This window comes from Delftia sp., assembly GCF_059499305.1.
The window spans coordinates 1-24,306 of sequence record NZ_JCABYI010000011.1; the positions used below are offsets into that span (position 1 = coordinate 1).

Annotated in this window: 22 protein-coding genes; 11 read left to right on the top strand and 11 right to left on the bottom strand. The window is 67.3% G+C overall.

The window, feature by feature from the left end:
• The 3 genes from AC5I49_RS08460 to AC5I49_RS08470 all read left to right on the top strand — a co-directional run.
• The coding region (locus AC5I49_RS08460) for an RHS repeat-associated core domain-containing protein (protein ID WP_495789177.1) at positions 1 to 557 on the top strand (557 nt) is incomplete at its 5' end.
• A 1-nt stretch (position 558) separates the two neighbouring features.
• Entirely contained in the window at positions 559 to 1,032 is a 474-nt protein-coding gene (locus AC5I49_RS08465; RefSeq protein ID WP_155524707.1) for a hypothetical protein, read from the top strand.
• A gap of 297 nt (positions 1,033 to 1,329) precedes the next feature.
• Entirely contained in the window at positions 1,330 to 2,193 is an 864-nt protein-coding gene (locus tag AC5I49_RS08470) for a DUF4034 domain-containing protein (protein WP_016452093.1), read from the top strand.
• Between the two features lie 68 nt (positions 2,194 to 2,261).
• Here the strand turns inward: AC5I49_RS08470 and AC5I49_RS08475 are convergent, their stop codons facing one another.
• Both AC5I49_RS08475 and AC5I49_RS08480 read right to left on the bottom strand, forming a co-directional pair.
• Positions 2,262 to 3,590, bottom strand: coding sequence for a sulfatase family protein (locus AC5I49_RS08475; protein ID WP_016452094.1), 1,329 nt, complete (start codon positions 3,588 to 3,590; stop codon positions 2,262 to 2,264).
• A gap of 85 nt (positions 3,591 to 3,675) precedes the next feature.
• Positions 3,676 to 4,653, bottom strand: a complete 978-nt coding sequence (locus AC5I49_RS08480; RefSeq protein ID WP_016448605.1) for a tripartite tricarboxylate transporter substrate binding protein — start codon at positions 4,651 to 4,653, stop codon at positions 3,676 to 3,678.
• Between the two features lie 102 nt (positions 4,654 to 4,755).
• Here AC5I49_RS08480 and AC5I49_RS08485 point away from each other — a divergent pair, with 102 nt between their 5' ends.
• On the top strand, positions 4,756 to 5,271 hold the full coding sequence (locus AC5I49_RS08485; RefSeq protein WP_016452095.1) for a MarR family winged helix-turn-helix transcriptional regulator: 516 nt from the start codon (positions 4,756 to 4,758) through the stop codon (positions 5,269 to 5,271).
• A 58-nt stretch (positions 5,272 to 5,329) separates the two neighbouring features.
• Positions 5,330 to 6,313: an alpha/beta hydrolase gene (locus AC5I49_RS08490; RefSeq protein ID WP_016452096.1), complete on the top strand. Its 984-nt coding sequence runs from the start codon at positions 5,330 to 5,332 to the stop codon at positions 6,311 to 6,313.
• Between the two features lie 13 nt (positions 6,314 to 6,326).
• Here AC5I49_RS08490 and aldA read toward each other — a convergent pair whose 3' ends face one another.
• From aldA to AC5I49_RS08510, 4 genes are read right to left on the bottom strand one after another with little or no spacing between them, the layout of a single operon-like run.
• Complete coding sequence (aldA, locus tag AC5I49_RS08495; protein ID WP_495789178.1) at positions 6,327 to 7,760, bottom strand: aldehyde dehydrogenase; 1,434 nt, start codon at positions 7,758 to 7,760, stop codon at positions 6,327 to 6,329.
• 16 nt (positions 7,761 to 7,776) lie between these two features.
• Positions 7,777 to 8,586, bottom strand: coding sequence for an HpcH/HpaI aldolase family protein (locus tag AC5I49_RS08500; protein ID WP_495789179.1), 810 nt, complete (start codon positions 8,584 to 8,586; stop codon positions 7,777 to 7,779).
• A gap of 11 nt (positions 8,587 to 8,597) precedes the next feature.
• On the bottom strand, positions 8,598 to 9,785 hold the full coding sequence (gene rhmD / locus AC5I49_RS08505) for an L-rhamnonate dehydratase (protein WP_016452099.1): 1,188 nt from the start codon (positions 9,783 to 9,785) through the stop codon (positions 8,598 to 8,600).
• Between the two features lie 29 nt (positions 9,786 to 9,814).
• The gene (locus AC5I49_RS08510; protein ID WP_034368750.1) at positions 9,815 to 11,110 is read right to left on the bottom strand and encodes an MFS transporter; all 1,296 of its coding nucleotides are present in this window, start codon (positions 11,108 to 11,110) and stop codon (positions 9,815 to 9,817) included.
• A 205-nt stretch (positions 11,111 to 11,315) separates the two neighbouring features.
• Between AC5I49_RS08510 and AC5I49_RS08515 the strand changes: the two genes are divergently transcribed.
• The 4 genes from AC5I49_RS08515 to AC5I49_RS08530 all read left to right on the top strand — a co-directional run bounded on the left by AC5I49_RS08515 (position 11,316) and on the right by AC5I49_RS08530 (position 16,151).
• Complete coding sequence (locus AC5I49_RS08515; protein WP_133074016.1) at positions 11,316 to 12,335, top strand: LysR family transcriptional regulator; 1,020 nt, start codon at positions 11,316 to 11,318, stop codon at positions 12,333 to 12,335.
• A gap of 336 nt (positions 12,336 to 12,671) precedes the next feature.
• Complete coding sequence (locus AC5I49_RS08520; RefSeq protein ID WP_495789180.1) at positions 12,672 to 14,312, top strand: YifB family Mg chelatase-like AAA ATPase; 1,641 nt, start codon at positions 12,672 to 12,674, stop codon at positions 14,310 to 14,312.
• Between the two features lie 170 nt (positions 14,313 to 14,482).
• Complete coding sequence (locus AC5I49_RS08525) at positions 14,483 to 14,782, top strand: helix-turn-helix domain-containing protein (protein WP_016448653.1); 300 nt, start codon at positions 14,483 to 14,485, stop codon at positions 14,780 to 14,782.
• A 7-nt stretch (positions 14,783 to 14,789) separates the two neighbouring features.
• Positions 14,790 to 16,151 (top strand): HipA domain-containing protein, encoded by a 1,362-nt coding sequence (locus AC5I49_RS08530; protein ID WP_279493899.1) that lies wholly within the window; start codon positions 14,790 to 14,792, stop codon positions 16,149 to 16,151.
• Positions 16,152 to 16,154: 3 nt separating this feature from the next.
• Here the strand turns inward: AC5I49_RS08530 and AC5I49_RS08535 are convergent, their stop codons facing one another.
• Positions 16,155 to 17,078: a LysR family transcriptional regulator gene (locus AC5I49_RS08535; protein ID WP_074921248.1), complete on the bottom strand. Its 924-nt coding sequence runs from the start codon at positions 17,076 to 17,078 to the stop codon at positions 16,155 to 16,157.
• A 102-nt stretch (positions 17,079 to 17,180) separates the two neighbouring features.
• Here AC5I49_RS08535 and AC5I49_RS08540 point away from each other — a divergent pair, with 102 nt between their 5' ends.
• Positions 17,181 to 18,383 (top strand): YbfB/YjiJ family MFS transporter, encoded by a 1,203-nt coding sequence (locus AC5I49_RS08540; RefSeq protein ID WP_016448656.1) that lies wholly within the window; start codon positions 17,181 to 17,183, stop codon positions 18,381 to 18,383.
• A gap of 34 nt (positions 18,384 to 18,417) precedes the next feature.
• Complete coding sequence (locus AC5I49_RS08545) at positions 18,418 to 19,491, top strand: NAD(P)H-dependent flavin oxidoreductase (protein ID WP_495789181.1); 1,074 nt, start codon at positions 18,418 to 18,420, stop codon at positions 19,489 to 19,491.
• 13 nt (positions 19,492 to 19,504) lie between these two features.
• Here AC5I49_RS08545 and metC read toward each other — a convergent pair whose 3' ends face one another.
• From metC to AC5I49_RS08565, 4 genes are all read right to left on the bottom strand, one after another.
• Positions 19,505 to 20,722 carry a cystathionine beta-lyase gene (gene metC, locus AC5I49_RS08550; RefSeq protein ID WP_495789182.1) on the bottom strand — a complete coding sequence of 406 codons (1,218 nt, stop codon included), beginning with the start codon at positions 20,720 to 20,722 and terminating at the stop codon, positions 19,505 to 19,507.
• Positions 20,722 to 21,720 carry a Bug family tripartite tricarboxylate transporter substrate binding protein gene (locus tag AC5I49_RS08555; protein WP_495789183.1) on the bottom strand — a complete coding sequence of 333 codons (999 nt, stop codon included), beginning with the start codon at positions 21,718 to 21,720 and terminating at the stop codon, positions 20,722 to 20,724. Before AC5I49_RS08555 ends, metC begins: the two co-directional genes overlap by 1 nt.
• A 206-nt stretch (positions 21,721 to 21,926) precedes the next feature.
• Positions 21,927 to 23,498 carry a rhodanese-like domain-containing protein gene (locus AC5I49_RS08560; RefSeq protein ID WP_495789184.1) on the bottom strand — a complete coding sequence of 524 codons (1,572 nt, stop codon included), beginning with the start codon at positions 23,496 to 23,498 and terminating at the stop codon, positions 21,927 to 21,929.
• A gap of 131 nt (positions 23,499 to 23,629) precedes the next feature.
• On the bottom strand, positions 23,630 to 24,166 hold the full coding sequence (locus AC5I49_RS08565; protein ID WP_046239474.1) for a cysteine dioxygenase family protein: 537 nt from the start codon (positions 24,164 to 24,166) through the stop codon (positions 23,630 to 23,632).
• Positions 24,167 to 24,306: the final 140 nt, after the last annotated feature.

A 24,306-nucleotide genomic window follows, 5' to 3' on the forward strand; every position in this document is an offset into this window, starting at 1 on the left:
GGGAAACGGGGCTGTATTACAACCGGCATCGGTATTACGATCCGGTGGTGGGGAGCTATATCAATCAGGATCCGATTGGGTTAGCGGGGGGATCTCATAATACTTCATACCCAAAATCACCAACTATCGCTATGGACCCTCTCGGTCTTTTTGATATTGCAGGAGGCGCTTTAGATTTGTGGGGTGTTGTTTCCGGAAGGAAATCCGCAAAAAAGAGATCGTGTAAATGTGATGCAATTTTAAAGAGAAAGCAGGCATATGAAGAGTTGGTAGCAAAACTCTCGCGAGGTACCCCGATGAGTGAATGGGATAACGAGGCACTAAGATATTTAGACAAACAAAGAAAAATAGATGCACTCACGGCCGCAGAGATCGGGTTTGAGTTTGGCTCAGACGCATTGATCGCTGCGGGAACTTCTGGTGGATTATCGGGAGCGAAAGCTGTTGCCGCGGAATACGGCGCAATGGTTAGCGCCACACCCAAAGGTTATGACAATTCAGCTCATGCAGCAGGGCGAGGGAATTGGACCATTTCAACATCTGATGAATGTGAATAAAATGAAAAAATATATTGCTGGTATTTTGCTGACTTCTTTCACGGTCACGGGTGCTATATATTTCTTTTACTCAAATACCAAAACCTCCGAATTCTGCATACCCAATAGCAAAAAATGCATAACCGTAAAAGGCAAATGGACTCTGCCTACTCAATTCGCAGGCAAAGAATCACTACTTATTGTGAGCACACCATTTTTCAGCAAAAAGAATAGAAAAACTCTCGATATATATTTTCCTGCAGGAGAATTTGGCGGGCTTCTTGAAAGAAAAGACGCATTGATTGACTACAAATCCTATGACTGGGGAAGAGTTATGCAGTTCAATTTAAAAAACGAAGCCGTAAAAAATTTTAATTCAAGCGGCTTCTTTGAAGGAAAATTTTATGTGAAAGACAAACACGTAGTATTATCGTGCAACAACAATGACTGCTTGAACGATATAGTCTCTATTCACAATCCGAAATTGACAAAATAATTAATCAGCCTGCCTTCGCTGAACAAGCCCCAAGCATTCCAGGATGAACATGCTAATGCCGCATGAACCTCAGTCATACAGTTGCCCAGCAAAAATTGCTTATCCATAACATACGCAATTGAATTTCTGAATAATTTATTTACCATACTGGTCGATAATTAATCGCATGGAGCCTGATGCTCACCATTCGATGCCGAATTTATCTTGATGGATATATTGTCTTGAGAAAGACAAATATATCTAACATTGATTTTGAAAATTTTTGAATAACACATTCCATTTCCAAGAGGGACGCACATGGCCTCCAACCCCACCCAAACCCTGATCCGCATCCTGCTCGCCACCCTGTCTCTCTCCGCAGCCACTGCCACCTATGCCGCGCAGTGCCCGCTGATTCCCGATGGCAATGCCACTCTGGAAGAGTCCGAGAGGGCTGCACTGCTCAGCGAGTTCAAGTTCGAGGCGCTGGACAAGGAACTGGCCCGCAAGCACAAGAAGAATCTTTCTTCCTCGGGCGGGGACTTGTTGACCATGCGGGATCTGCTGGGACTGCAGCAACTGAGCCTGCAGGAAGAGAACGTGATGCGCATGTGGGCGGATCAGCAGCCCAAGTCGTTCTTTGCCCAGCTCAATGCGGGCCTCTATTACGGCAACAAGGCATTTGGCGCGCGTGGTGAGGCGCCGGCTTCCAGCGTGACGGGCAGCCAGTGGAACAGTGTCAAGCAGCTCAGCGCGAAGGCCCAGCCGTATCTGCAAAAGGCCATGGCGCTGGATGCCCGCTCGGCCTTGCCGCAGACGATGCTGATTGGATTGGCCGCGATGGAAAACCAGGTGGGTGGACGTACTGCGGCGCAGTGGCTGCAGGCGGCCGATCAGGCCGATCCCAAGAACCTGGCCGCCCGCGTCAATGCCCTCAATTACCTGAGCCCGCGCTGGGGCGGGTCCTTGGAGGGCCTGGACCAAATGGTGTCACAGGCCGTGAAGTCGCTGCCATCGGCCAGCGCCGGCTATCTCCAATACAACCTGGTGCTTGCCAAGGCCAGCCATTACGAAGTCGTCGACAAGGACAAGAGCAAGGCCCAGGCCCTCTACAAACAGGCCAAGGACATGTGCGACAACTCGGAGGCCGCACGGGCGGGCATGGTCAGGACGTACCAGTAATCAGGAAACAAGGCAGTCCCAAAGGCCTGCCTTGTTTTATCGCCCACAGCCTGCGGGCACACACACCCTCAAAACGTCGCCGAAGGCAGATCCTGCCGACTGAACACCAGCGACACCTTGGCTTCTTCCGGAATGGGCGGCAGTGAAGCATCCCATTGCTGCCAGGCCGCGCGTAGCTCGGCCAGGCGCTGGGGCTCGCGGTCGCGCAGGTTGGCGCGTTCGCGCGGGTCCTGGGCCACGTTGAACAGGTATTCCACGCCTTCGATCTGCAGGTATTTCCAGTCGCCGCGCACCAGGGCGCGCTGGGCGCGGTGCTTCATGCGCCAGCACAGGTCGCGCTCGGGGTTCCAGGTACCGTCTTCCATCAGGGGCAGCAGGCTGACGCCGTCCAGCGGGTAGTCGGCGTGGCCGTCCACGCCCGCGGCGGCCAGGAAGGTGGCCGACCAGTCCATGGTCAGGTTGGGCGTGTCGCTGACGGCGCCTGCCGGCATGCGCTCGGGCCAGCGCGCCACCAGGGGCACACGGATGCCGCCTTCGAGCAGGTCCATCTTCTGGCCGATGAAGGGCCAGTTGTTGGAGAAGCGTTCGCCGCCGTTGTCGCTGGTGAAGACGATGAGCGTGTTCTCGGCCATGCCCTTTTTCTCGAGCGCATCCAGCACCCAGCCAATGCCTTCGTCCATGTGGTGGATCATGCGCTGGTAGGTCTCGATGGTGCCGCCGTCGGTGTGCTTGCCGAAGCCGCCGATGCGCCGCGATTCCGCCAGGTCGTCGCGCGTGAGCCAGGGCCAGTGCGGAGCGCTGTAGTGCAGGGACAGGTAGAAGGGCTTGTCGGCCGTCTGGCGCTCGACGAAGTCCACGGCGCGGCGGCTCAGCAAGTCGGTGAGATAGCCCTCTTCCTCGTGCGGCTCCTCGTTGATCCAGAAGTCGGGGCGGCCACGCGGGTCGCAGTGGGCGAAGTAGTCGGCGCCGCCTGCGTGAAAGCCGTAGAACTCCTCGTAGCCCGACATGCGCGGGCCGAAATGCGGCGGGTAGCCCAGGTGCCATTTGCCGACCAGGGCGGTGGCGTAGCCGGCGTCGCGCAGCAGCGAGGCCACGGTGGGATGGTCGGGCGGCAGGCCCAGCACCTTGTCGCCGTGGACGCTGGCGATCGGCTCCTCGGCCGCGCCGCGCAGGCGGTACTGCCAGCGGCCCGTGGCCAGGGCAAAGCGTGTGGGCGAGCACACGGCCGAGTTGGAATAGCCGCGCGTGAAGCGCATGCCCTGCGCGGCCATGGCGTCCAGGCGAGGCGAGACATCGGTGGCGCGGCTGTGCGCATCGCGCGCGCCCGTGCAGCCGAGGTCGGCATAGCCGAGGTCATCGGCCAGGATGAAGATCAGATTGGGGCGCTGGGTTGCCATGGGAGCCAGGAGACAGTGGATGCGTTGGGAAAGGGAGTATCGCCAAAACGGCGGTGCCTCAGGGCCACAGGCCCTGGTGGCGGCTTCAGTCGTTGGTCAGGTGGATGCGCTTGACCAGGGCGGCCCACTGCGCGGACTGTCCCTTGGCACGCGCCTGGGCCTCGGCCACGGTGGAGCCGACCATCTCGATGTCCAGGGCCTTGGCGCGTTCCTTTTGCTCGGGTGCGCGGATGGCCTCGTTCATGGCGTCGACAAAGCGCTTTTGCACGGCAGGCGGCACGCCCTTGGGTGCGGCCAGCAGGATCCAGAAGGTGCCGTCGAACTCGGGAAAGCCCGACTCGGCAATGGTCGGCAGCTCGGGCGCCAGCGCCGAGCGCGTCTTGCCCGAGGTGGCCAGGGCGATCAGCTTGCCGCTCTGGACCTGGGGCAAGACCGTGGGGCCGGCCAGGAAGCCGCAGTCCACCTGGCCGCCCAGCAGGTCCTGCATGGCCGGCGCGGGGCCCTTGTAGGGCACATGGACCATCTTGGCGCCCGAGGTAGCCAGCAGCGATTCCATGACCAGGTGGCCCGGCGAGCCCGCGCCGCCCGAGGCATAGGTCAGCTCGCGCGTCTTGCTGGCGGCCACCATATCCTTGACGGACTTGAAGCCCGTGCCCGGGCCGCAGACCAGGGTCTGCGAGAAGCGCGCGGCCACGACCAGGGTTTCCAGCGCGTCGGCCTTGTAGCCCATGTTCTTGTAGACATGGGGGTTGACGGTGAGCACGGGGTCCATGGCCCACAGCCAGGTGTAGCCATCGGGCGCGGAGCGCGCGACCTCGGCCGCGCCGATGTTGCCGTTGGCGCCCGGCTTGTTGTCCACGACCACGGCCTGGCCCAGCGCCGCCTGCATGGCGGCGGCCACGGGGCGCAGCGAGATGTCGGACGGGCCGGCCGGCGGATTGGGCACGACGATGCGGATGGGCTTGGCCTTGGGCCATTCCTGGGCCAGGGCGGGCGCCGCGCACAGGCCGGCGGCGACCAAAGCCAGGGCGGCACGCGCCAGGGCTGCGAGGGGGCTGGGCATACTTGTCTCCTTGTCGTTGTCTTGCGGCCAATGTACGCAGGCCGCCGACAATGCATCTAATCCATCATCCCTAGCGTAAACCCGAAACCGGCCCGCGAGTCCATGACCGACCTCCACCGCTGGCGCCACCCCGCCGTGCTCGACGACATGTTCCTCTACCACCTGGCGCGGCTGCAGGCGGCCGCTGGCAGCCGCGTGGTGCGCCTGTGCGAGGGCCGCTACGGCATCACGCGGCGCGAGTGGCGCATGCTCTGCCTGCTGGCCGAGGCCGGGCAGCTGCAGCCCTCGCAGCTGGCCGAGCAGGCGCAGCTGGACCGCACGCGCACCTCGCGCGCGGTCACGGCGCTGCTGGCCAAGGGCCTGGTGTGGAAAGAGAGCCAGGTGGGCGATGCGCGCCGCGCACTGCTGCGCCTGAGCGACACGGGCCGCGCCCTGCATGCCGAGCTGTTCCCGCAGGTGCAGGCCATCAACCGCGAGCTCATGGACGCCGTGCCCGAGCCCGAGCTGCAGGCCATGGCCAGCGCCTTTGCGCGCATCCGCGCCCGGGCGCGGGAGCTGGAGGCCAGCAGCCCGCCGCCCAAGGCGCCGCGCAACCGCAAGCGCACGGCCTCGACCTGACAGGGCCGACAGACAAGCATGCTCCAATGGCACGCAGATCAACTCTGCGGCCTTTCCCATGAAAGCTCTACTCCTCGGCCTGGCGGCCGCCATCTGCGCAAGCACCACCATGGCCGCACCGGCCACGGCCGTCCTTGGCGAAAAGCCGCTGCAGGCAACGGGTCCACTTGACCCACTGCGGGGTGTTCTGCTGATGCCGAGCCAAAGCGCGCCGCCGGTCGTACTGATCGTCCCCGGCTCAGGCCCCACCGACCGCAACGGCAACAGCCCGTTCGGCCTCAAAGCCTCGACCTACCAACTGCTCGCACAGGAACTGGCCACCCAGGGCATTGCCACCGTACGCATCGACAAACGTGGCATGTTCGAAAGCTACAAGGCCGTGGAGGACCCCAATGCCGTGACCATCCAGGCCTATGCCGAAGATGTGCACCACTGGGTGGACGCCATCCGCAGCGAGACCGGTGCCCAATGCGTCTGGGTGCTGGGACACAGTGAAGGTGGACTGGTCGCTCTGGAGGCTGGTCAGGGCCGCTCCGATATCTGCGGACTGATATTGGTAGCAGCTCCTGGTCGCCCAATGGGGCAGACGCTTCGGGAACAGCTCAAGGAAGACCCCGCCAATGCACCGATCCTGGACCAGGCGTTACCGGTCATCGATGCTCTGGAAGCAGGCAGGCGCGTGGATACCCGCCAGATGGACAGGCCGCTCAACACCATGTTCCATGCCAGCGTACAAGGCTTTCTCATCAACACCTTCGCGCTGGACCCCGCTCGCCTGATAGCGGGCTATTCCAAACCCGTGCTCATCATTCAAGGTGAGCGCGACCTGCAGATCAAGCCAAAGGATGCTCAGCGTCTGGCCAAGGCTGCACCGAACGCCAAGCTTGTGCTGTTGCCCGCCACCAACCATGTGCTCAAGAAGGTGGAGACCAACGATCGCGCTGCCAATCTTGCAACCTATGACAAGGAGGGGCTGCCGCTAGTGCCCGGGGTTTCCAGCACCATTGCCCGGTTCATAACGTCAGCCACCGTGAAGCGATAGGCGAGCCGTTGGCTCACCCCTGCAGGTACACCACGTGCGTGTGCGTGTACTCGTACAGGCCGTGCTTGCCATCAGCCCCGCCCACGCCCGACTTGCGCACGCCCGCATGGAAGCCCTGCATGGCCTCGAAGTTCTCGCGGTTGATGTAGGTCTCGCCGAAGTCGATCTCGCGCATGGCCTGCATGGCCTTGGACAGGTCGCGCGTGTAAAGCGACGAGGTCAGCCCGTATTCGCAATCATTGGCCAGGGCGATGGCCTCGTCCAGGTCCTCCACCACCTGGATGGGCAGCACGGGGCCGAAGATTTCCTTGCGCATGATCTCCATGCCGGCATGGCAGCCGGCCAGCACCGTGGGCTGGAAGTGAAAGCCCGCGCCCAGGTCTGCGGCCTGCCCGCCCGTGACCAGTTGCGCGCCGTCGGCGATGGCCTGGCGCACCTTGGCCTGCACGCTGTCCAGGCCCTTTTGGTTGATCAGCGGGCCCATTTCCACGTCGGGCCGCGCAATCGGGTCGCCGTAGCGCGTGGCTGCCATGGCCTGGGCGATGCGGGCCGTGAACTCGTCAGCCACCTGGCGCTGCACGTAGACGCGTTCGGCGCAGTTGCAGACCTGGCCGGTGTTGATGATGCGCGAGTCGCGGATGGCGCGCACGGCCAGGTCCAGGTCGGCATCGGCCAGCACGATGGCCGGGGCCTTGCCGCCCAACTCCAGGTTGAGCTTGGTGATGTGGGGCGCGGCGGCAGCGGCGATGTGCTCGCCCGTGGCCACGCTGCCCGTGAAGCTGACCATGTCCACGCCCGCATGGCCGGCCAGCGCAGCGCCCGTGCCGCCCTGGCCATAAACCACGTTGAACACGCCGGCCGGCAACTCGCACTGGGCCAGCAGCTCGGTGAAGGCGTGGCAGTTGATGGGCGTTTCCTCGCTGGGCTTGATGACGATGGTGTTCCCAGTGAGCAGGGCCGGCGCCATCTTGCGGGCGATCAGGAAGAAGGGAAAGTTCCAGGGCAGGATGCCCGCGACCACGCCCAGCGGCTTGCGCAGCAAAAAGATCTGCTCGTTGGCCCGGTCGCTGGTGATGACCTCGCCCTCGATGCGGCGTGCCCATTCGGCCATGTAGTCCAGGTAGTCGGCGGTGAAGTTCACCTCCACCTCGGCCAGGCCCAGGGTCTTGCCCTGCTCCTCGGTGATGGTGCGCGCAATGCGCGCGGCGTTGTCGCGGATGCGGGCCGCCACGCGGCGCAGGTACTGCGCGCGCTCCACGGCCGGGCGGCGCGCCCAGGCCTTGTGGGCGCCACGCGCGGCGGCGATGGCGCGGTCCACATCGGCCTGGCTGGACAGGGGCGAGCGCGCCAGCACCGCGCCCGTGGCGGGGTTGGTCACCTCATGCAGTTCGGCGCTGTCGGTGAAGCTGCCGGCGATGAAATTGCGCAGCACGGTAGGGGATGCCATGGAGTTCTCCTTGGGTTCAGTAGGTGCGGGATGCAGGGGCCGCCTGGTCCGTGGCTTGCGTGGCGCGATAGCGACCCAGGTTGGCCAGCGCGGCCTGGCGCAGCAGGCTGATGTCTATGCCCACGGCGATGAAGCGGCAGCCCCAGTCCGCATAGCGGCGCGCATCCTCATCGCGCGGCGCGAGGATGCCGCAGGCCTTGCCGGCGGCCAGCGTGGCCTCGACGGTGCGGCGTATGGCGTCCTGCACCTCGCCCTGGCTGGCGTCGCCCGCATGGCCCATGCCCGTGGACAGGTCGGCGGGGCCGATGAAGACGGCGTCCACGCCATCGACGGCCGCAATCTCGGCGGCATTGGCCACGCCCCGGGGCGACTCGATCTGCACGATCAGGCACAGCTGTTCATGCGCCGTGCGGATGTAGTCGGGCACGGCATCCCAGCGCGTGGCCCGCGTCAGGCCGCCGCCCACGCCGCGCACGCCATGGGGCGGGTAGCGCATGGCGTGCACGAGTTCGCGCGCCTGCTCAGCCGTCTCCACCATGGGCACCATCAGCGTCTGCACGCCCACGTCCAGCAGTTGCTTGATGAGCACGGTGTCGCCCTGCACGGCGCGCACCACCGGGTGCGTGGCGTAGGGCGCCACGGCCTGCAGCTGGCCCAGCAGCGTGGGCACGGTGTTGGGGGCATGCTCGCCATCGACCAGCATCCAGTCGTAGCCCGTGGTGGCGATGATCTCGGCCGCATAGGGCGTGGCAAAGCCGGCCCAGATGCCGTACAGCGGCTCGGCGCGCCGCAGCGCGGCCTTGAAGGGGTTGTCAGGCAGTTGCATGGCGGACTCCTTCAGTGCGTGTACGGGCGGTGCAGGGCGCACTCGGGATTGAGCTCCACGCCGAAGCCAGGCCTGTCCAGCGCCGACAGGCGCATGCGGCCGTTGACGGGCACGGGCTCGCCCAGCAGCTGCGGATGGAACATGGGCACGACCTCGTCGGCCTTGGGGGCCATCATCAGGAACTCGGCAAACGGGCTGTTGTGGCGCGTGGCCACGAAGTGGTAGCTGTAGACGCTGGAGCCATGCGGGATGACCAGGGCCTGGTGGGCATCGGCCAGGGCCGAGATCTTGAGCAGCTCGGTGATGCCGCCGCACCAGCCCACGTCGGGCTGGATGATGTCGCAGCAGCCCATCTCCAGCAGCTGGCGAAAGCCCCAGCGCGTGGCCTCGTGCTCGCCCGTGGTCACCAGCATGCCGGTGGGCACGTTCTTGCGCAGGGCCGCGTAGCCCCAGTAATCGTCGGGCGGCAGGGCCTCCTCGATCCACTTGAGGCCATGGGCCTGCGCACCCTGGGCCAGGCGCGTGGCGTAGTTCACATCCAGGCTCATCCAGCAGTCCAGCATGAGCCAGAAGTCCGGGCCCACGCGCTCGCGCATGGTGGCCAGCTCCTGCAGGTTGCGGCGCAGCCCTTCCTCGCCCTCGGCCGGGCCGTGGTGCAGCGGCATCTTGCCGCCGATGAAGCCCATCTTCTGCGCCAGGTCGGGCCGCGCGCCCGTGGCGTAGAACTGCAGCTCATCGCGCACGGCGCCGCCCAGCAGCTGGTGCACGGGCTCGCCGCGCACCTTGCCCAGCAGGTCCCACAGCGCCAGGTCCACGCCCGAGATGGTGTTGATGACGATGCCCTTGCGGCCGTAGTACAGGGTGGACAGGTACATCTGGTCCCAGATGCGCTCGATGTCGGTGACCCGGGCGCCTTCGAGGAAACGCGCCAGGTGCTTTTCGACGATGTAGGCCGCAGGCTCGCCGCCCGTGGTCACGGCAAAGCCCACGCGTCCGGCGCTGTCCTCGATCTCCACCACCAGCGTGCCCAGCACGTTGATGCCGAAGCTGCGGCGGCTTTGCCGGTACTCGGGGTACTTGGCCATGGGCGTGGCGATGTGGTCGTCGATCCAGTGGCCGTCGGACTGGTCGTGGTAGTCGGCGCCGCCGCCCTTGAGCGTGAAGGCGCGCACCTGCTTGATGGTGGGGATCTGTGTCATGGGATGGTTGTGCTCCGTGTGCAAGTGGTTCAGGCGGCCGACGGTGCGGCCAGGGCCGGCGCCAGGCGTGCGCGCACGCCCAGCACCAGGGCCGCAGCCAGCAGCGTGGTGCCGGCCAGCAGGTACAGGCCGGCCGCCGGGGAGTGGAAAAAGCCCTCGGCCCAGTTCTTGACGATGGGGGCGATGAAACCGCCCACGGCGCCGAGGGAGTTGATGAAGGCGATGCCGCCAGCGGCCGCAGCGCCGGCCAGCGTGTTGGCAGGAAAGGTCCAGAACACGGGCTGCACGGCGATGAAACCGGCCGCCGCCAGGCACAGCGCGGCCACACCCAGCAGGGGGCTGGAGAAACTCACCGATGCAGCCATGCCCACGGCAGCCATCACCAGCGTCAGGCTGGCGATGCCGCGCGGCTGGCCTGTTCGCTCGGCATGGCCCGGAATCCACCAGGCGGCCAGCAGCGCGCACAGCCAGGGAATGGCCGAGACCACGCCCACCAGCAGGCCCACCTTGGTGCCCAGCAGGCCCGCCACCTGGCTGGGCAGGTAGAACACCACGCCATAGACGCTGGCCTGGATCAGCAGGTAGATCAGCGCCAGGTAGAGCACGCGCGGCTGGCACAGCGCGGCCAGCAGGCTGTGGCCGTGGCCGCCCTTGGCGCGCTCTTCGCTGTCGAGGATGTCCTGCAGCAGCGCCTTGTCCTCGCGGCTGAGCCAGGTGGCGTCGGCGGGGCGGTTGTCCAGGTGGAAATACGCCCAGATGCCCACGGCCACGGCCATCAGCCCCTCCACCGCGAACAGCCACTGCCAGCCGTGCCAGCCGCCGATGCCGTCCAGCTCCAGCAGCAGGCCCGATAGCGGGCTGCCGAAGATGAAGGCCAGCGGCGCGCCGAAGTAGAAAAAGCCCATGGCCTGCGCGCGGTGCGCTGCCGGGAACCAGTAGGTCAGGTACAGGATGACGCCGGGGAAGAACCCCGCCTCGGCCACGCCCAGCAAAAAGCGCAGCACGTAGAACGTGGTCTGGTCGTGGGCGAACATCATGGCCGCCGACACCAGGCCCCAGGTGACCATGATCCGGCACATCCACATGCGTGCACCCACGCGGTGCATGATCAGGTTGCTGGGCACCTCCAGCAGCGCATAGCCCGCGAAGAACACGCCCGCGCCAAAGGCGAAGGCCGCATCGCTGATGCCGGTATCGGCCTGGAAGGCCACCTTGGCAAAGCCCACGTTGGCCCGGTCCAGGAAGGCCATGATGTACATGAGCAGCAAAAAGGGCAGCAGGCGCCAGGAGATCCTGGCGAGCAGGGGAGCGGGGAGTTTTTTCATGACTTTCCTTGCAGGCAATGAGAGGCCGTCACGCCCGGTCGTCCGGAGCGCTGAAGGCGTGCTTTGGTGAAGGTGCGAGCGCGGCCGCGGCGTTGGTGCCGGCCGCGTCGGCGCGTCATGAAACAGGCGATGGGCTGTGCATGTCTTGTCTCCTGGATTGGGTCTGTTTTTTCTTGTCGCAGGGCCAATGTACGGCGCATGATCGATGCTCAACAAATCGAATTTCGGTCACATCCGATACCTTGCGCTTATGCCTGACAAGCCGCCCGAATCCACCCCGCCCGTGCTGCACCGCAGCCTGCTCAACCGTCTGCGCTACAAGCACCTGCACATGCTGGTGGCGCTGGGATCGAGCCTGAACCTGCACCGCGCATCGCTGAGCCTGGCCATGTCCCAGCCTGCGGCCACGCGCATGCTGCGCGAGATCGAGGACATGTTCGGCTGCCAGCTCTTCGAGCGCCTGCCGCGCGGCATGCGGCCCACGGCGCTGGGCGCGCAGCTGGTGCGGTTTGCCGAGGCCTCGCTCAACAGCCTGGACCGCTGCGCCGAGGACCTGGCCGCGCGCCGCCAGGGCGGCTACGGCTACCTGTCCATCGGCACCATCATGGGCGCCGCACCCGACCTGGTGATGACGGCCGTGGCCCGCATGAAGGCGCAAAGCCCGCAGTTGCGCCTGCGCATCATGGGCGACACCAGCGACCAGATCCTGCGCCTGCTGGACCAGCGGCGCATCGACCTGGCCATTGCACGGCGCAGCCCCACGGCAGACAGCAGCGGCTACGGCTTCGAGGAACTGGGCAACGAGCGGCTGCTGCTCGTCGTGCGCAGCGGCCATGCGCTGGCGCGCCGGCGCAAGCTCGACTGGGAGGAACTGGTGCGCGACTGGCCCTGGATCCTGCAGCCGGCCACCAGCCCTGCGCGCATCGCGCTCGACCAGCTGCTGCAGCGCCTGGAGCTGCCCGCGCCGGCCGACATCATCGAATGCAGCTCGGTGTACTCCATGCAGCAACTGGTGCAGCTGACCGATGCCGTGATGCTGCTGTCCGAATCCGCGCTCAAGGACTATCTGCGCATGGGCCTGGTCAGGGCGCTGCCGGTCTGCATCGACGTGCCCATGGCGCCCTTCGGCATCCTCACCCGCACCGATGACGCGCCCACGCAGGAGCAGCAGCGCTTCATCGCGCTGCTGCGTGCGCAGGCCCGGGGGCTGGCTCGGGCCGGCTGAGCCAGCACCGCTCGCGTTTCGACCTGCAATCTCGCATGGCGCAGGGGAACGGCCGTTGCCGGGCCTGCTCGGCGGCCTGCCGTCACGCGGCCCGGGCTTCAACACCGGCGTGCAGTTCATGGGCTACTACACGGCCGTGCTGAGCGTTCCGGCGCTGGTGAAGCTGTTCTGATTTTTGCGCTGCAAGGGTCAGAACATTCTGAGATTTGGGTTCAGCGCCGCGCCCGCCGTCCACAAGGCCCAAGGCCGTTGCCATACTGGGTCACCGAGGCCGCCGCACCGCTGGCGGCTTCTTCCTTTGTGTGGCTTTGTGTCTGTCGTTCCTGCGAGGTGCCCATGGGTCTGGCCCTGGTTCAAAGTCGTGCGCTGCTGGGGCTGGCCGCCCCGCGTGTCACTGTGGAAGTGCATCTGGCCAACGGCCTGCCGTCGTTCACGCTGGTGGGTCTGGCCGATGTCGAGGTCAAGGAAGCGCGTGAACGCGTGCGCTCGGCACTGCTGAACTCCGGGCTGGAGTTCCCGAGCAACAAACGCATCATCGTCAACCTGGCACCCGCCGACCTGCCCAAGGATTCGGGGCGCTTCGACCTGCCCATTGCGCTGGGCATTCTCGCGGCCAGCGGCCAGATCAATGGCGATGCGCTGGCCGACTACGAATTCGCGGGCGAGCTGTCGCTGTCGGGCGCGCTGCGGCCCGTGCGCGGCGCGCTGGCCACGGCCCTGGCCCTGCACCGCCAGCAGGACGGCGCCCGCCTGGTGCTGCCGCCGGGCAGCGCGCAGGAGGCGGCCTTCGTGCCGTCGGCCCAGGTGTTCTGCGCGCACCACCTGCTGGACGTGGTGCGCCGCTTCATCACACGCTCGGCCAATGCCCTGGTGCAGGCGGAGCAGGACACGGACGATGCCTGCTGCAGCGACGAAAGCGAGGACACCGAAGAGACCGACGAAACCGACGCCTTGCCGGCAGCAGGCGACACCCAGACATGCCCCGGCCCGGGCTGGCATGCGGTGCAGCCGCAGCCCGCCGTCGCCGTGCGCAGCAGCCTGGACCTGGCCGAGGTGCGTGGCCAGGCACAGGCGCGGCGCGCGCTGGAGATTGCGGCGGCCGGAGGCCACGGCCTGCTGCTGGTGGGGCCGCCGGGTTCGGGCAAGTCCATGCTGGCCCAGCGCTTTGCCGACCTGCTGCCGCCCATGAGCGACGACGAGGCGCTGGAAGCCGCCGCCATCGCCAGCCTGGCCGGCCGCTTCACGCCCGAGCGCTGGCGCCAGCGCCCCACGGCCAGTCCGCATCACACGGCCAGCGCCGTGGCCCTGGTCGGAGGAGGTTCGCCGCCGCGCCCTGGCGAGATCTCGCAGTCCCATCACGGAGTACTGTTTCTGGACGAATTCCCCGAGTTCGCACGCAGCGCGCTGGAGGCGCTGCGCGAGCCGCTGGAGACCGGCCAGATCACCATCGCCAGAGCCGCCCAGCGCTGCGAATTCCCCGCGCGCTTCCAGCTCGTCGCGGCCATGAATCCCTGCCCCTGCGGCCATTGGGGATCGACGGTGCAGCGCTGCCGCTGCACGCCCGACAAGGTGGCGCGCTACCAGGCGCGCATCAGCGGCCCGCTGCTGGATCGCATCGACCTGCATGTGGAAGTCGGTGCCCTGCCCCCGCAGGAGCTGCTGGCCGCGCGCTCTGGCGAGGCCAGCGACACCGTGCGCGAGCGCGTGGTCCAGGCCCGCGCGCTGGCCCTGCAGCGCCAGGGTAGTGCCAACCACCAGCTCCAGGGCCAGGCCCTGGACGACCACCTGGGCCTGTCGCCCGAGGCCCTGGCCTTCGCCCACAAGGCCGCCGCACGCCTGGGCTGGTCGGCCCGCAGCACCCACCGCGCGCTCAAGGTGGCGCGCACCATTGCCGACTTGGCCGGCAGCGCGGCTGTGGAGACCGGGCATGTGGCGGAGGCCATGCAGTATCGGAGGGTGTTGCGGTTGCCTTCATGAGGATCTGCATTGGACGCGGTTGCATGGTTGTCGGAATTATTTCTGATATTCCGAAATTTTCTCCTGAATGAAACGAAGTACTCCTGAATTTCGGAATATTGGAAATTGTTTTGAAAATTCCCTAAGAAATCCTAGAATTTCGGAATATCAGAAATAAAGCCAATTCATCCATGCCGTCTTCCACGCCCATGAACGGCCCGCAGCAGGATCCCCTGCAGCCCGGGGCCGTGGTCATCGCTGACCTGTCCAGGCTCGGCGCCCAGATCCGTGCCATGCGCAAGGCCCAGCACCTGCGCATCGATGACACGGCAGCCCTGTGCGGCGTGTCGCTGGATCTGCTCTCCCGTCTGGAGAACGGCAAGGGCGGCGTGGGCTCCGACAAGCTGCTGGCCGTACTCGACGGGCTGGGTCTCGCCATGGTCATCGCGCCCAAGCAGGACGCCCTGATGGCACGACTTCCACGGGCCTGAAGCGCACATGGCCACGCCGCCGTCGCTTTCGCTTTCGCTTTCGCTGTGGAACGATGTCGGCACGCACGTGGCCGATGTGACCCATGACCCGCACAACGATCTTTGGGGACTGCGGTATGCGCCTGCATGGCTGGAGCATGAACGGCCTTTCTACTTGGCGCCCTGCCTGCCGCTGGCCGCTCCCGAAGGGGGCTACGACTCGCGCTCCATCCGGCGTTTCATCGAGAACCTGCTGCCTGAAGGCGCGGCGCTGGATGTGGTGGCCAGAAGTCAGGGCATAGGCAAGGGCAACATCTTCGGTCTGATACGCGCCCTCGGCGCCGAGACCACCGGGGCTTTCCGGTTTCAGGCCGACGGCAGCAAGCCCGATCCCCAGGCCGCCAATGCCGCTCGCCCCATATCGACAGCGGAACTCTCCCAACGCATTGCAGACCGAGAGACACGCCCTTTCATCGAGTGGGATGGCAAAGTGCGCATGTCGGTGGCCGGCTACCAGGACAAGCTGCCCGTGCACGTGGAAGGCGAGAGCGTGCAGGAGGGCACCATCTTCCTTCCCGACAACGTTCCGTCCACCCACATCCTCAAACCCCAGCCGCGCGACAGCGCGGTGCCGCACATGGTGGTGAACGAGCATTTCTGCATGCGCCTGGCAGCGGCCATGCGCTTGCCTGCAGCCGAGGTGCAGATGCTGCACGTACCACAGCCGGTGCTGGCAGTCAGGCGCTTTGACCGCGTGCGGCAGGCGCCGCAAAGGCGGGTCCTGCGCACCCACATCATCGATGCATGCCAAGCGGGCGATCTGCCCGTCAGCTACAAGTACGAGCACCACGTAGGCAGCGTGGGCGATGCCCGGCTATACCGCGACGGCATGAGCTTTCCCCGGCTGTTCGGTCTACTGGAGCACTCGGTGGCGAAGGCTGCAGACAAGCTGGCAATGATCCGATGGGCGCTGTTCCAGATACTGATCGGCAATGGCGACGCACATGGCAAGAACTTCTCCTTCCACGTGCTGCCGCAGGGCCTGGCGACCGCACCCTGGTACGACCTCGTCAGCGTGGCCCAGTATCCCGATGTGTCCCAGGAACTGGCGATGGCCTTCGGCGACTGCTTTGCGCTGGAGGAACTCACACCCTTCGAGTTTGCGCATTTCGCGCACCTGTGTGCGATAGACCGCAGGCTGCTCGCACGTGAAGCCCAGCGCATGGCCAGGGCAGCTCCTGGTGCGGCGGCCAAGGTTCTGCGCGAATCGCCTTACACGCCAGAAGAACACGTCTTCGCCCAGCGCATCGCCGCCTATGCGACCACCCAGGCCCAAAGACTGGTGGACATCGCCCAAAAGGCAGCAGCCTTGCCTTCCGACCTGTTCTGAGTCTCAGGCAGACGCTGCCGGGACGGCTTCCATGCCCAGGGCCTCTTCGCCTTGCACACCCTCGATCCCCAACACCTCCACGCACGCATGCAGCGCAGGCGACCAGCCCTGGCGCGCGGGCACGACGAACCAGGTTTCCACGCGGGCGACTTCCTGGGCGAGTGCGCCGGGCAGGGCCGTGATGTGCACGCCGAAGCGGTGCTGCTGGGCCTGGACCACGCTGCGCGGCAGCAGGCCGTAGCCCATGCCGGCGGCCACGCAGCCGAGGATGGCGTCCAGCGATCCCATTTCCATGATGCGTGCCGCCACGCCGCGCGCGGCCAGCAGCAGCTCGATGCGCTGGCGGTAGCTGCAGCCCTGGCGGAAGGCCAGGAAGGGCACGGCGCTGAGCTGGGCGGCATCGGGAAAGCGCGGCAGCGCGAATGCGGTGACCAGCACCAGTTCCTCCTCGAAAACCTTCCAGCCCTGCAGCCGCGACTGGGGCGGCATGCCCGAGACGAAGGCGCAGTCCAGCCGCCCTGCCAGCAGGTCAGCCAGCAGCTCGGCCGTGGTGGCCGTGCGCAGCTCCAGGTCCAGGCCGGGCCGGGCCTGGTGCAGGCGCGCCAGCAGCGGCGGCAGGCGCAGCGCGGCCGTGGTTTCCATGGAGCCTATGCGCAGCGCGCCGGCGGCCCGGGCGCTGCCCTGCAGCAGGGCCAGCGCCTCGTCATGGTCGGCCAGCATGCGCCGCGCGTATTGCTCCAGCAGGCGGCCGGCAGGCGTGGCGTGCACGGGAGCGCTGCGCTCCAGCAGTTGCACGCCGGCCTCGTCCTCGAGCTTTTTCACATGGGCCGTCACGTTGGACTGCACGGTGTGCAGTTGCTGCGCGGCAGCGCCGAAGCTGCCGCTGTCGCAGACGGCCAGGAACATGCGCAGGGACTTCAGTTGCATCGCGGCTCCAGTGGCATTCATCTTCAATCGAGATCGACGCCATCATTTTGAATCATTGGACATGATGACTCCGGCGGCTTAAGGTATGCCCATCCTCCCCGCATGGCGCCCACTCCCGTGATCCAACGCAACGAAACTTCCCTGCTGCTGACCGGCTTCATGGCCACGCTCAGCGGCGTCGGCCTGGCGCGCTTTGCCTACACGGCGCTGATGCCGCAGATGGTGCATGCCGGCTGGTTCAGCGGCGAGCAGGTGGCCTACCTGGGTGCGGCCAACCTGCTGGGCTATCTGATCGGGGCGCTGGCCGCCGCGCCGCTGGCCGAACGCCTGGGCGCGCTGCGCGTGCTGCTGTGGTGCTGGGTGGCCCTGGCGCTGAGCTTTGCGGCCTGTGCCTGGCCTCTGCCCATGCCCTGGTTCTTTGCTTGGCGCTGCATCTCGGGCATTGGCGGCGCCATCCTGATGGTGCTGGGCCCCTCGGTGGCCCTGGCGGCCACCCCCCTGCAGCGGCGTGCGGCCCTGGGGCCGCTGATGTTCTGCGGCATAGGCGCCGGCGCCCTGCTGTCGGCCACGCTGATACCGCTGCTGGCGCGCCAGAGCCTGGGCGCCGTCTGGTGGGCGCTGGCGGCGGTCTGCGCCTGGGCCGGCTGGCTGGGCTGGCGCCATGTGCGGCGGCTGCCGGTGCCTGCGCCCATCGCCATCACGCCCCATGCCCGGCCCGTGCCCGCCGCGCCCCTGTGGACGCTGCCCGTGGTGCTGGTGATGCTGGCCTATATGACGGATGCCTTCGGCTTTGTGCCGCACACGGTGTTCTGGGTGGACTACCTGGCGCGCGAGTTGCAGTTGGGCGATGCCTATGCCTCCACGCAGTGGGCCGTGTTCGGCCTGGGCGCCATTGCCGGGCCGCTGGTGGCCTCGCTGTGCGCCACGCGCTTTGGCTGGTGGGGCACGACCACGGGCGCCTATGCGGTCAAGACCCTGGCCATTGCCATGCCGCTGTTCTGGGTGGGATTTGCGGGGCATGCGACCTCGTCCTTCCTGGTGGGCGCGCTGTCGCCGGGCATGGCGGCCATCACCTCGGGCTACCTGATGCAGCTGATCGGCCCCGTGCAGCACAAGCGCATGTGGGGCTATGCCACGGCGGCCTTTGCGCTGATGCAGGCCGTGTCGGGGTATTTCATGGCCTGGAGCTATGCGGGCCTGGGCTCGTACCAGCGCCTGTTCGTCATCGGCAGCGTGTCGCTGCTGCTGGGCACGCTGATGATCGCCGCCAGCCGCGCCAGCGCACGCCGGCAGGCCGCCGCATGAGTGCGCGGATTCGAGGCAGGAAACAAGGAGTCGTATGAGCACCGCAAAGACCGCGTGGATGGCCCGCCTGGGCATGCGCCATCCCATCATCCAGGCCCCCATGGCCGGCACGTCCACGCCCGCGCTGGCGGCCGCCGTCACCGAGGCCGGCGGCCTGGGCTCGCTGGGCATTGGCGCCAGCGGCACGGAGCAGGCACGCCAGCAGATCGTGCAGACGCGCGCGCTGACTTCGGGCGCCTTCAACGTCAACCTGTTCTGCCACCGGCCGGCCCGGGCCGATGCGCAGCGCGAGGCCGCCTGGCTGGCCCATCTGGCGCCCGAGTTCGCGCGCTTCGGCGCCGCGCCGCCTGCCACGCTCAACGAGATCTACGCCACCGCCGTCGGCAACGCGGCGCTGCAGGCCATGCTGCTGCAGGAGCGGCCCGCCGTGGTGAGCTTTCATTTCGGGCTGCCTGAGCAGGGCTTCATCGACGCGCTGCGCGCGGCCGGCGTCGTGACCCTGGCCAGCGCCACGTCGCTGGACGAGGCGCGCCAGGTGGAGCAGGCCGGTGTCGATGCCATCGTGGCCCAGGGCGTGGAGGCCGGGGGGCACCGCGGAACGTTCGATCCCGCGCAGGACCGCATGATGGGCACCTTCGCCCTGGTGCGCGTGCTGGCCCGCAACACGGCCCTGCCGGTGATCGCGGCCGGCGGCATCATGGATGGCGAAGGCATTGCGGCCGCGCTGGGCCTGGGCGCCTGCGCGGCGCAGCTGGGCACGGCCTTCATCCTCTGCCCTGAATCGTCCGCCAGCCCGGCCTACCGTGCCGAGCTGCGCAGCGAACGCGCCCACCACACAGGCATCACCGCCGCCATCTCGGGCCGGCCGGCGCGCGGCATGGTCAACCGGCTGCATGCGCTGGGCGCCAGCCATGGCCAGCCCCTGCCCGACTATCCGCGCGTCTACGACGCAGGCAAGGCGCTGCACCAGGCGGCCTCGGCGCAGGGCAGCTCCGACTACGCAGCCCACTGGGCCGGCCAGGGTGCGCCGCTGGCGCGCGAGATGCCGGCCGCTGCGCTGGTGCAGACGCTGGCCGGCGAGCTGGCGAGCGCTCAGGCAGGCCGCTAGAGCGTGTTATCCACTAAAGTGCCGCCAGCCCCTGCTCCAGATCGGCGATGAGGTCGCGCGGCGACTCCAGACCGATGTGCAGGCGCACCACGGGCCCGCGCGCACTCCAGTCGGTGACGCTGCGCGCCTGCGCCATGTGCGCGGCCGTCGCCAGGCTCTCGTAGCCGCCCCAGGAGGCGCCGATGCCGAAGAGGCGCAGGCCGTCGATGAAGCGGTCCACGGCGGCCTCGGCGGTGCCGGGCTGCAGCTCCAGCGACACCAGGCCGTTGGTGCCCTGGCAGTCGCGCAGCCACAGCGCATGGCCGGGGTGCGTGGGCAGCGCGGGGCAGAACACGGTGGCCACGGCCGGGTGCTGCTGCAGCCAGTGCGCCACCTCCAGCGCATGCGCCTCGTGCATCTGCAGCCGTGCGGCCAGCGAGCGCATGCCGCGCAGCACCAGCCAGGCATCGTCGGGGCTGACCGCCATGCCGAAGGCATCGCAGCGCGCGGCCAGCGGCTCCCAGGCGGCCTCGGTGGTGGCCACGGTGCCCATCATCACGTCGGAGTGGCCAGCCAGGTACTTGGTGGCTGCCATCACCGAGACATCGGCCCCCAGCGCCAGCGGCCGGTACTGGCAGCCCGATCCCCAGGTGTTGTCGGCCACGACCAGGGCGCCGCGCGCATGGGCCATGGCCGCCAGCGCGGGCAGGTCGCACATCTCGTAGACCAGCGATCCCGGGCATTCGGCATAGACCATGCGGGTGTTGGGACGCATGCGCGCCTGGGCGTCGCTGCCATCGGCCGCGAAGAAGTCGTACTCGATGCCGTAGGGCCGCAGCCATTGGCCGGCCAGGTGGCGCACAGGCTGGTAGGCGCTGTCGGTCAGCAGCACATGGTCGCCGGGGCGCAGGTAGCTGAGCAGGGCCATGCCGATGGCCGCCAGGCCGGTAGGCAGCAGCCGCGTGCGGTGGGCGCCTTCCAGCTCGCTGACGGCATCTTCCAGCGCAAAGCCGGTGGGTGTGCCGCGCGCGCCGTAGCTGAAGATGCGCTCGCCGGCGCGGCGCTCGCGCATCTCGCGCTGCTGTGCCGTGCTCTCGAACAGCACGGTGCTGGCGCGCACCAGGGGCGGGTTGACGGCCGTGCCGCCCGCATAGGTCGGGCGCTTGCCCGCATGCAGCAGCCGGGTCTGCAGGTCCAGCGCGGGGGCGCCAGAGGCCGATGATCCAGGCACGGGGGCGTGTTCGGCAGCCATCAGTCGATCTTCGCGCCCGAGAGCTTGACCACGCGCGACCAGCGCTCCATGTCCTGGCGCAGCTGGGCGGCAAAGGCTTCGGGCGTGCTGGCCACGACTTCGCTGCCGCCATCGACGACCAGCTTGGTCACTTCCGGCAGTTGCAGGGTGCGCACGATGGCGTCGTGCAAGAAAGCCACGCGCTCGGGCGGCGTGCCGGCGGGAGCGAAGAAGCCGTACCAGTCCTCGAAGCGCGCATTGCGCAGGCCCAGTTCCTCCAGCGTGGGCACCTTGCCGAACACGCCGATGCGGCGCGGGCTGGTGACGGCCAGCGCACGCACCTGGCCCGCCTGGATCATGCCGGCCACGGACGAGGTGGAGGTGATCAGCACATCGACCTGCTGGCCCAGCAGATCGTTGATGGCCGGCCCCGCGCCCTTGTAGGGCACATGGGTCATGGGCACGCCGTTTTCCTTGGACAGCACCACGCCCACCAGGTGCGACAGCGTGCCGTTGCCGGGCGTGGCATAGGTGACGCGGCCCGGCTCGCCCTTGCTGCGCGCCACCAGGTCGGCAAAGCTCTTGAGGGGCGAGGCCGAGGCGACCACGATGGCCAGCGGCGCCGCGTTGATCTGCGTGATGGGCACGAAGTTCTTGAGCGGATCGAAGCCCGGCGCGCTGTAGAGCGCGGGGTTCACCGCCATCAGCGAGACCTGGCCCGTGAGCACGGTGTAGCCATCGGGCTTGGCCTCGGCCACGGCCTTGGCGCCGATGTTGCCGCCTGCACCGCCCCGGTTTTCCACCACGGAGGGCTGGCCCGTGGCCTCGGTCAGCCGCGTGGTGACCCAGCGCGTGCTGGCGTCGTTGCCGCCGCCCGGCGGGAAGGGCGAGATGAAGCGGATCGGCTGGGCCGGATAGCCGTTGCGTGCGGCCAGCGGCTCGGCAGTGGCCTGCGAGAGCATGGCCAGGGCCGCGAGGCTGGCGGCCAGCATCCTGGCCAGGTTGAGGGTTGCGAACATGTCTTGTCTCCTGTCGTTATGTGATCTGATTTATGTCGCTCTACGGCAAGTCAGCGATATATGGCGCTGCCTTTGCAACTGACGTGACTTTGGCCAGGGGCACCAAGCAAGGGCCTACGCCGGCCGCGCCGCCCCCGCAGCGAGGGTGCCGTCCCCCTCCCGCGCAGCGAGAGAGGGGGAAGCGGCGAAGCCGCTCAGGGGGAGCTTCATGCACTCGGCAGGCGGAAGGCGGCCAGTTCCTGGGCATCGAGCTGCGGCACCAGGCCCGTCTCCCAGGCCAGGTAGCGGCGTGCCGCTTGCTTGTTGCCGTCGTGGCGGTCGTGCACGAAGAACAGGTAGTCGATGCACTCGGCGTCGGTGGGGCTGTCGGGCGTGGCCTCGACGGGCAGGCCGGCCTGCTGCCATGCGGCCAGGCCGCCTTCGAGCAGCAGCGGCGCGGCGCCCTGCAGTTCCAGTGCTGCCCATTGCGCCATGCCGGGCTCGTCGGCCACCAGCACGATCTGGCGCGTCTCGCCGGCCAGATCGCTGGCCAAGCACGGGCGGATGGACCAGCGGGCTCCGGCGATGTGGCCTGCGCGGTACTTCATGCCCGCGCGCAGATCGACCACGGCCACCTCGCCCTGGCGCATGCGTTCGTGCAGGGCCTGCGCCGTGATGCCTGCCAGTGCGGGGACCTGGGGCGGCTGGGCCGGTGCCAGGTCCAGGCCGCTGTGCAGGCCTCCCCGCAGCACGCAGGCGTCATGGCCGAGCTGGCGCAGCCAGCTGGCCACCACGGGGGCGCGCACGCCATCGCTGTCGAACAGCACCAGGCGCGCACCGCGCACGCCCACGTACTGGTCGCCGGCCTGCATGAGCTGGCCGCCGGGCGTGTGCTGGGCGCCGGGCAGCGAACCGGCCTTGAATTCCTCGGGCGTGCGCACATCGCACAGGAACAGCGTGCGCGCAGCATCCTGGCTCCAGGCGCGCACGGTGTCGGCATCGACCTCGGGCACGTCGAAGCGTTCGGCCAGGGCGCGGGCCTGTGCTTGCAGCGCGCTGCTGGCCGAGTCGTCGCCATAGCGCTGCGTGCCGCCATGCTCCAGCGGCAGGTCGGCCAGGTACCAGCCCTGGGTGCCGTTTTCCAGCGCGTAGACGGGGTTGGGAATGCCCAGGTTGATCAAGGTCTGCGCGCCGATGATGGAGCGCGTGCGGCCCGCGCAATTGACCACGATGGGCGTGGCCGCATCGGGCACCAGGCGGCTCACGCGCAGCGCCAGCTCGCCATTGGGGCAGCAGATGGCGCCGGGGATGTTCATCTTGTGGAACTCGGAGACGGGCCGGCCGTCCAGCACCACCAGGGGCAGGCCCGCCGCCTGGCGCGCCGCCAGCTGCTGGGCCGTGATGCGCGGCGTGCCGTAGGCGTGCTCGGCCAGTTCGCCAAAGGTCTTGGAGGGCAGGTTCACGCCGGCGAACAGCGTGTAGCCTGCCGCGCTCCAGGCCTGGGTGCCGCCTTCCAGCACAGACACCTGGGTGTAGCCCAGGGCTTCGAGGCGGCGCGCGGCGCGCCCGGCCACGCCCGCGCTGGCATCGCCCTCGCCACCGTCGTAGGTGACGACGCGCACCTGCCTGCGTGGCACCAGGCGGGGCACATCCAGCTCCAGCCGGCTGTAGGGCAGGGGCGTGGCGTAGAACAGGTGCGACTCGCCGTACTGGCCGTGCTCGCGCACGTCGAGCAGCGCGATCTCCTGGCCGTCGTGCAGCCAGGATTTGAGGGTGTGGGCGTCAATGGATGCGGTCATTGCATGCGGTCCGGGAAAAAGATCGGCAAGGAATTTCGGGCAAAGCCGTGCCACGCGCGCCCCGTGGGGCGCGCTGCGGCATGGACAGGGAAAAGGCAGGAAGCGGGAGGTAGCGGCCGGAAGGCCGGGGCTCAGCGGCGCGTCTGCACGCCGATGGCCATGGTCTGGCAGGTGCCGGCGGCCAGGTCGTAGCTGGTGCGCTCGTTGAGCGTCTCCAGCGCGCGGCCGTACATGTGCAGGTGGCGGATGACCTGCTCGCCCTGGATCTCCACGGAGTGGATGTCCTCGGGCATGAGGGCGATGCCCTGGCCTGGCGCCACCACCACGAGATCCGTCTCGCGCAGCGTGCCCTTGCCGGGGACGGAGCCGTCGTCGGTGCGCTCGTAGACGCGGTTGTGCTCCGTGCCTTCCACGGCGGCAATGCAGGCCCAGGTCGTGTGGTTGTGCGGCACGATGCGCTTGCCCGGGCGCATGACGTTGAGGTACAGCGCATAGCTCTGGTCGGCGTCCTCGGCGATCAGGTAGCGCGCCTGGTGCTCGCCCTCTTCGGGCGCGGCGTAGTCGGCCTGCTGCCAGAAGTCTCGGCGCGCGGCCAGGCCCAGCAGCTGCTGGAGCACGGCGTCCAGGCTGGCGCGCGTGGCAGCGCCTTCGCCAATGGCCTGCTTCATGTGGTCGATGGCCGCTGTCACGGCGGCGCTGCGCTGTTCGGTGATGGTGGTGGTGGTGGTGGTGGTGTTCAAAGGGGACTCCTTGTCGTCGTTGAAGCCCACTGTAGTGAGGCGTCCGGCCCGCAACAATCCACGCACCC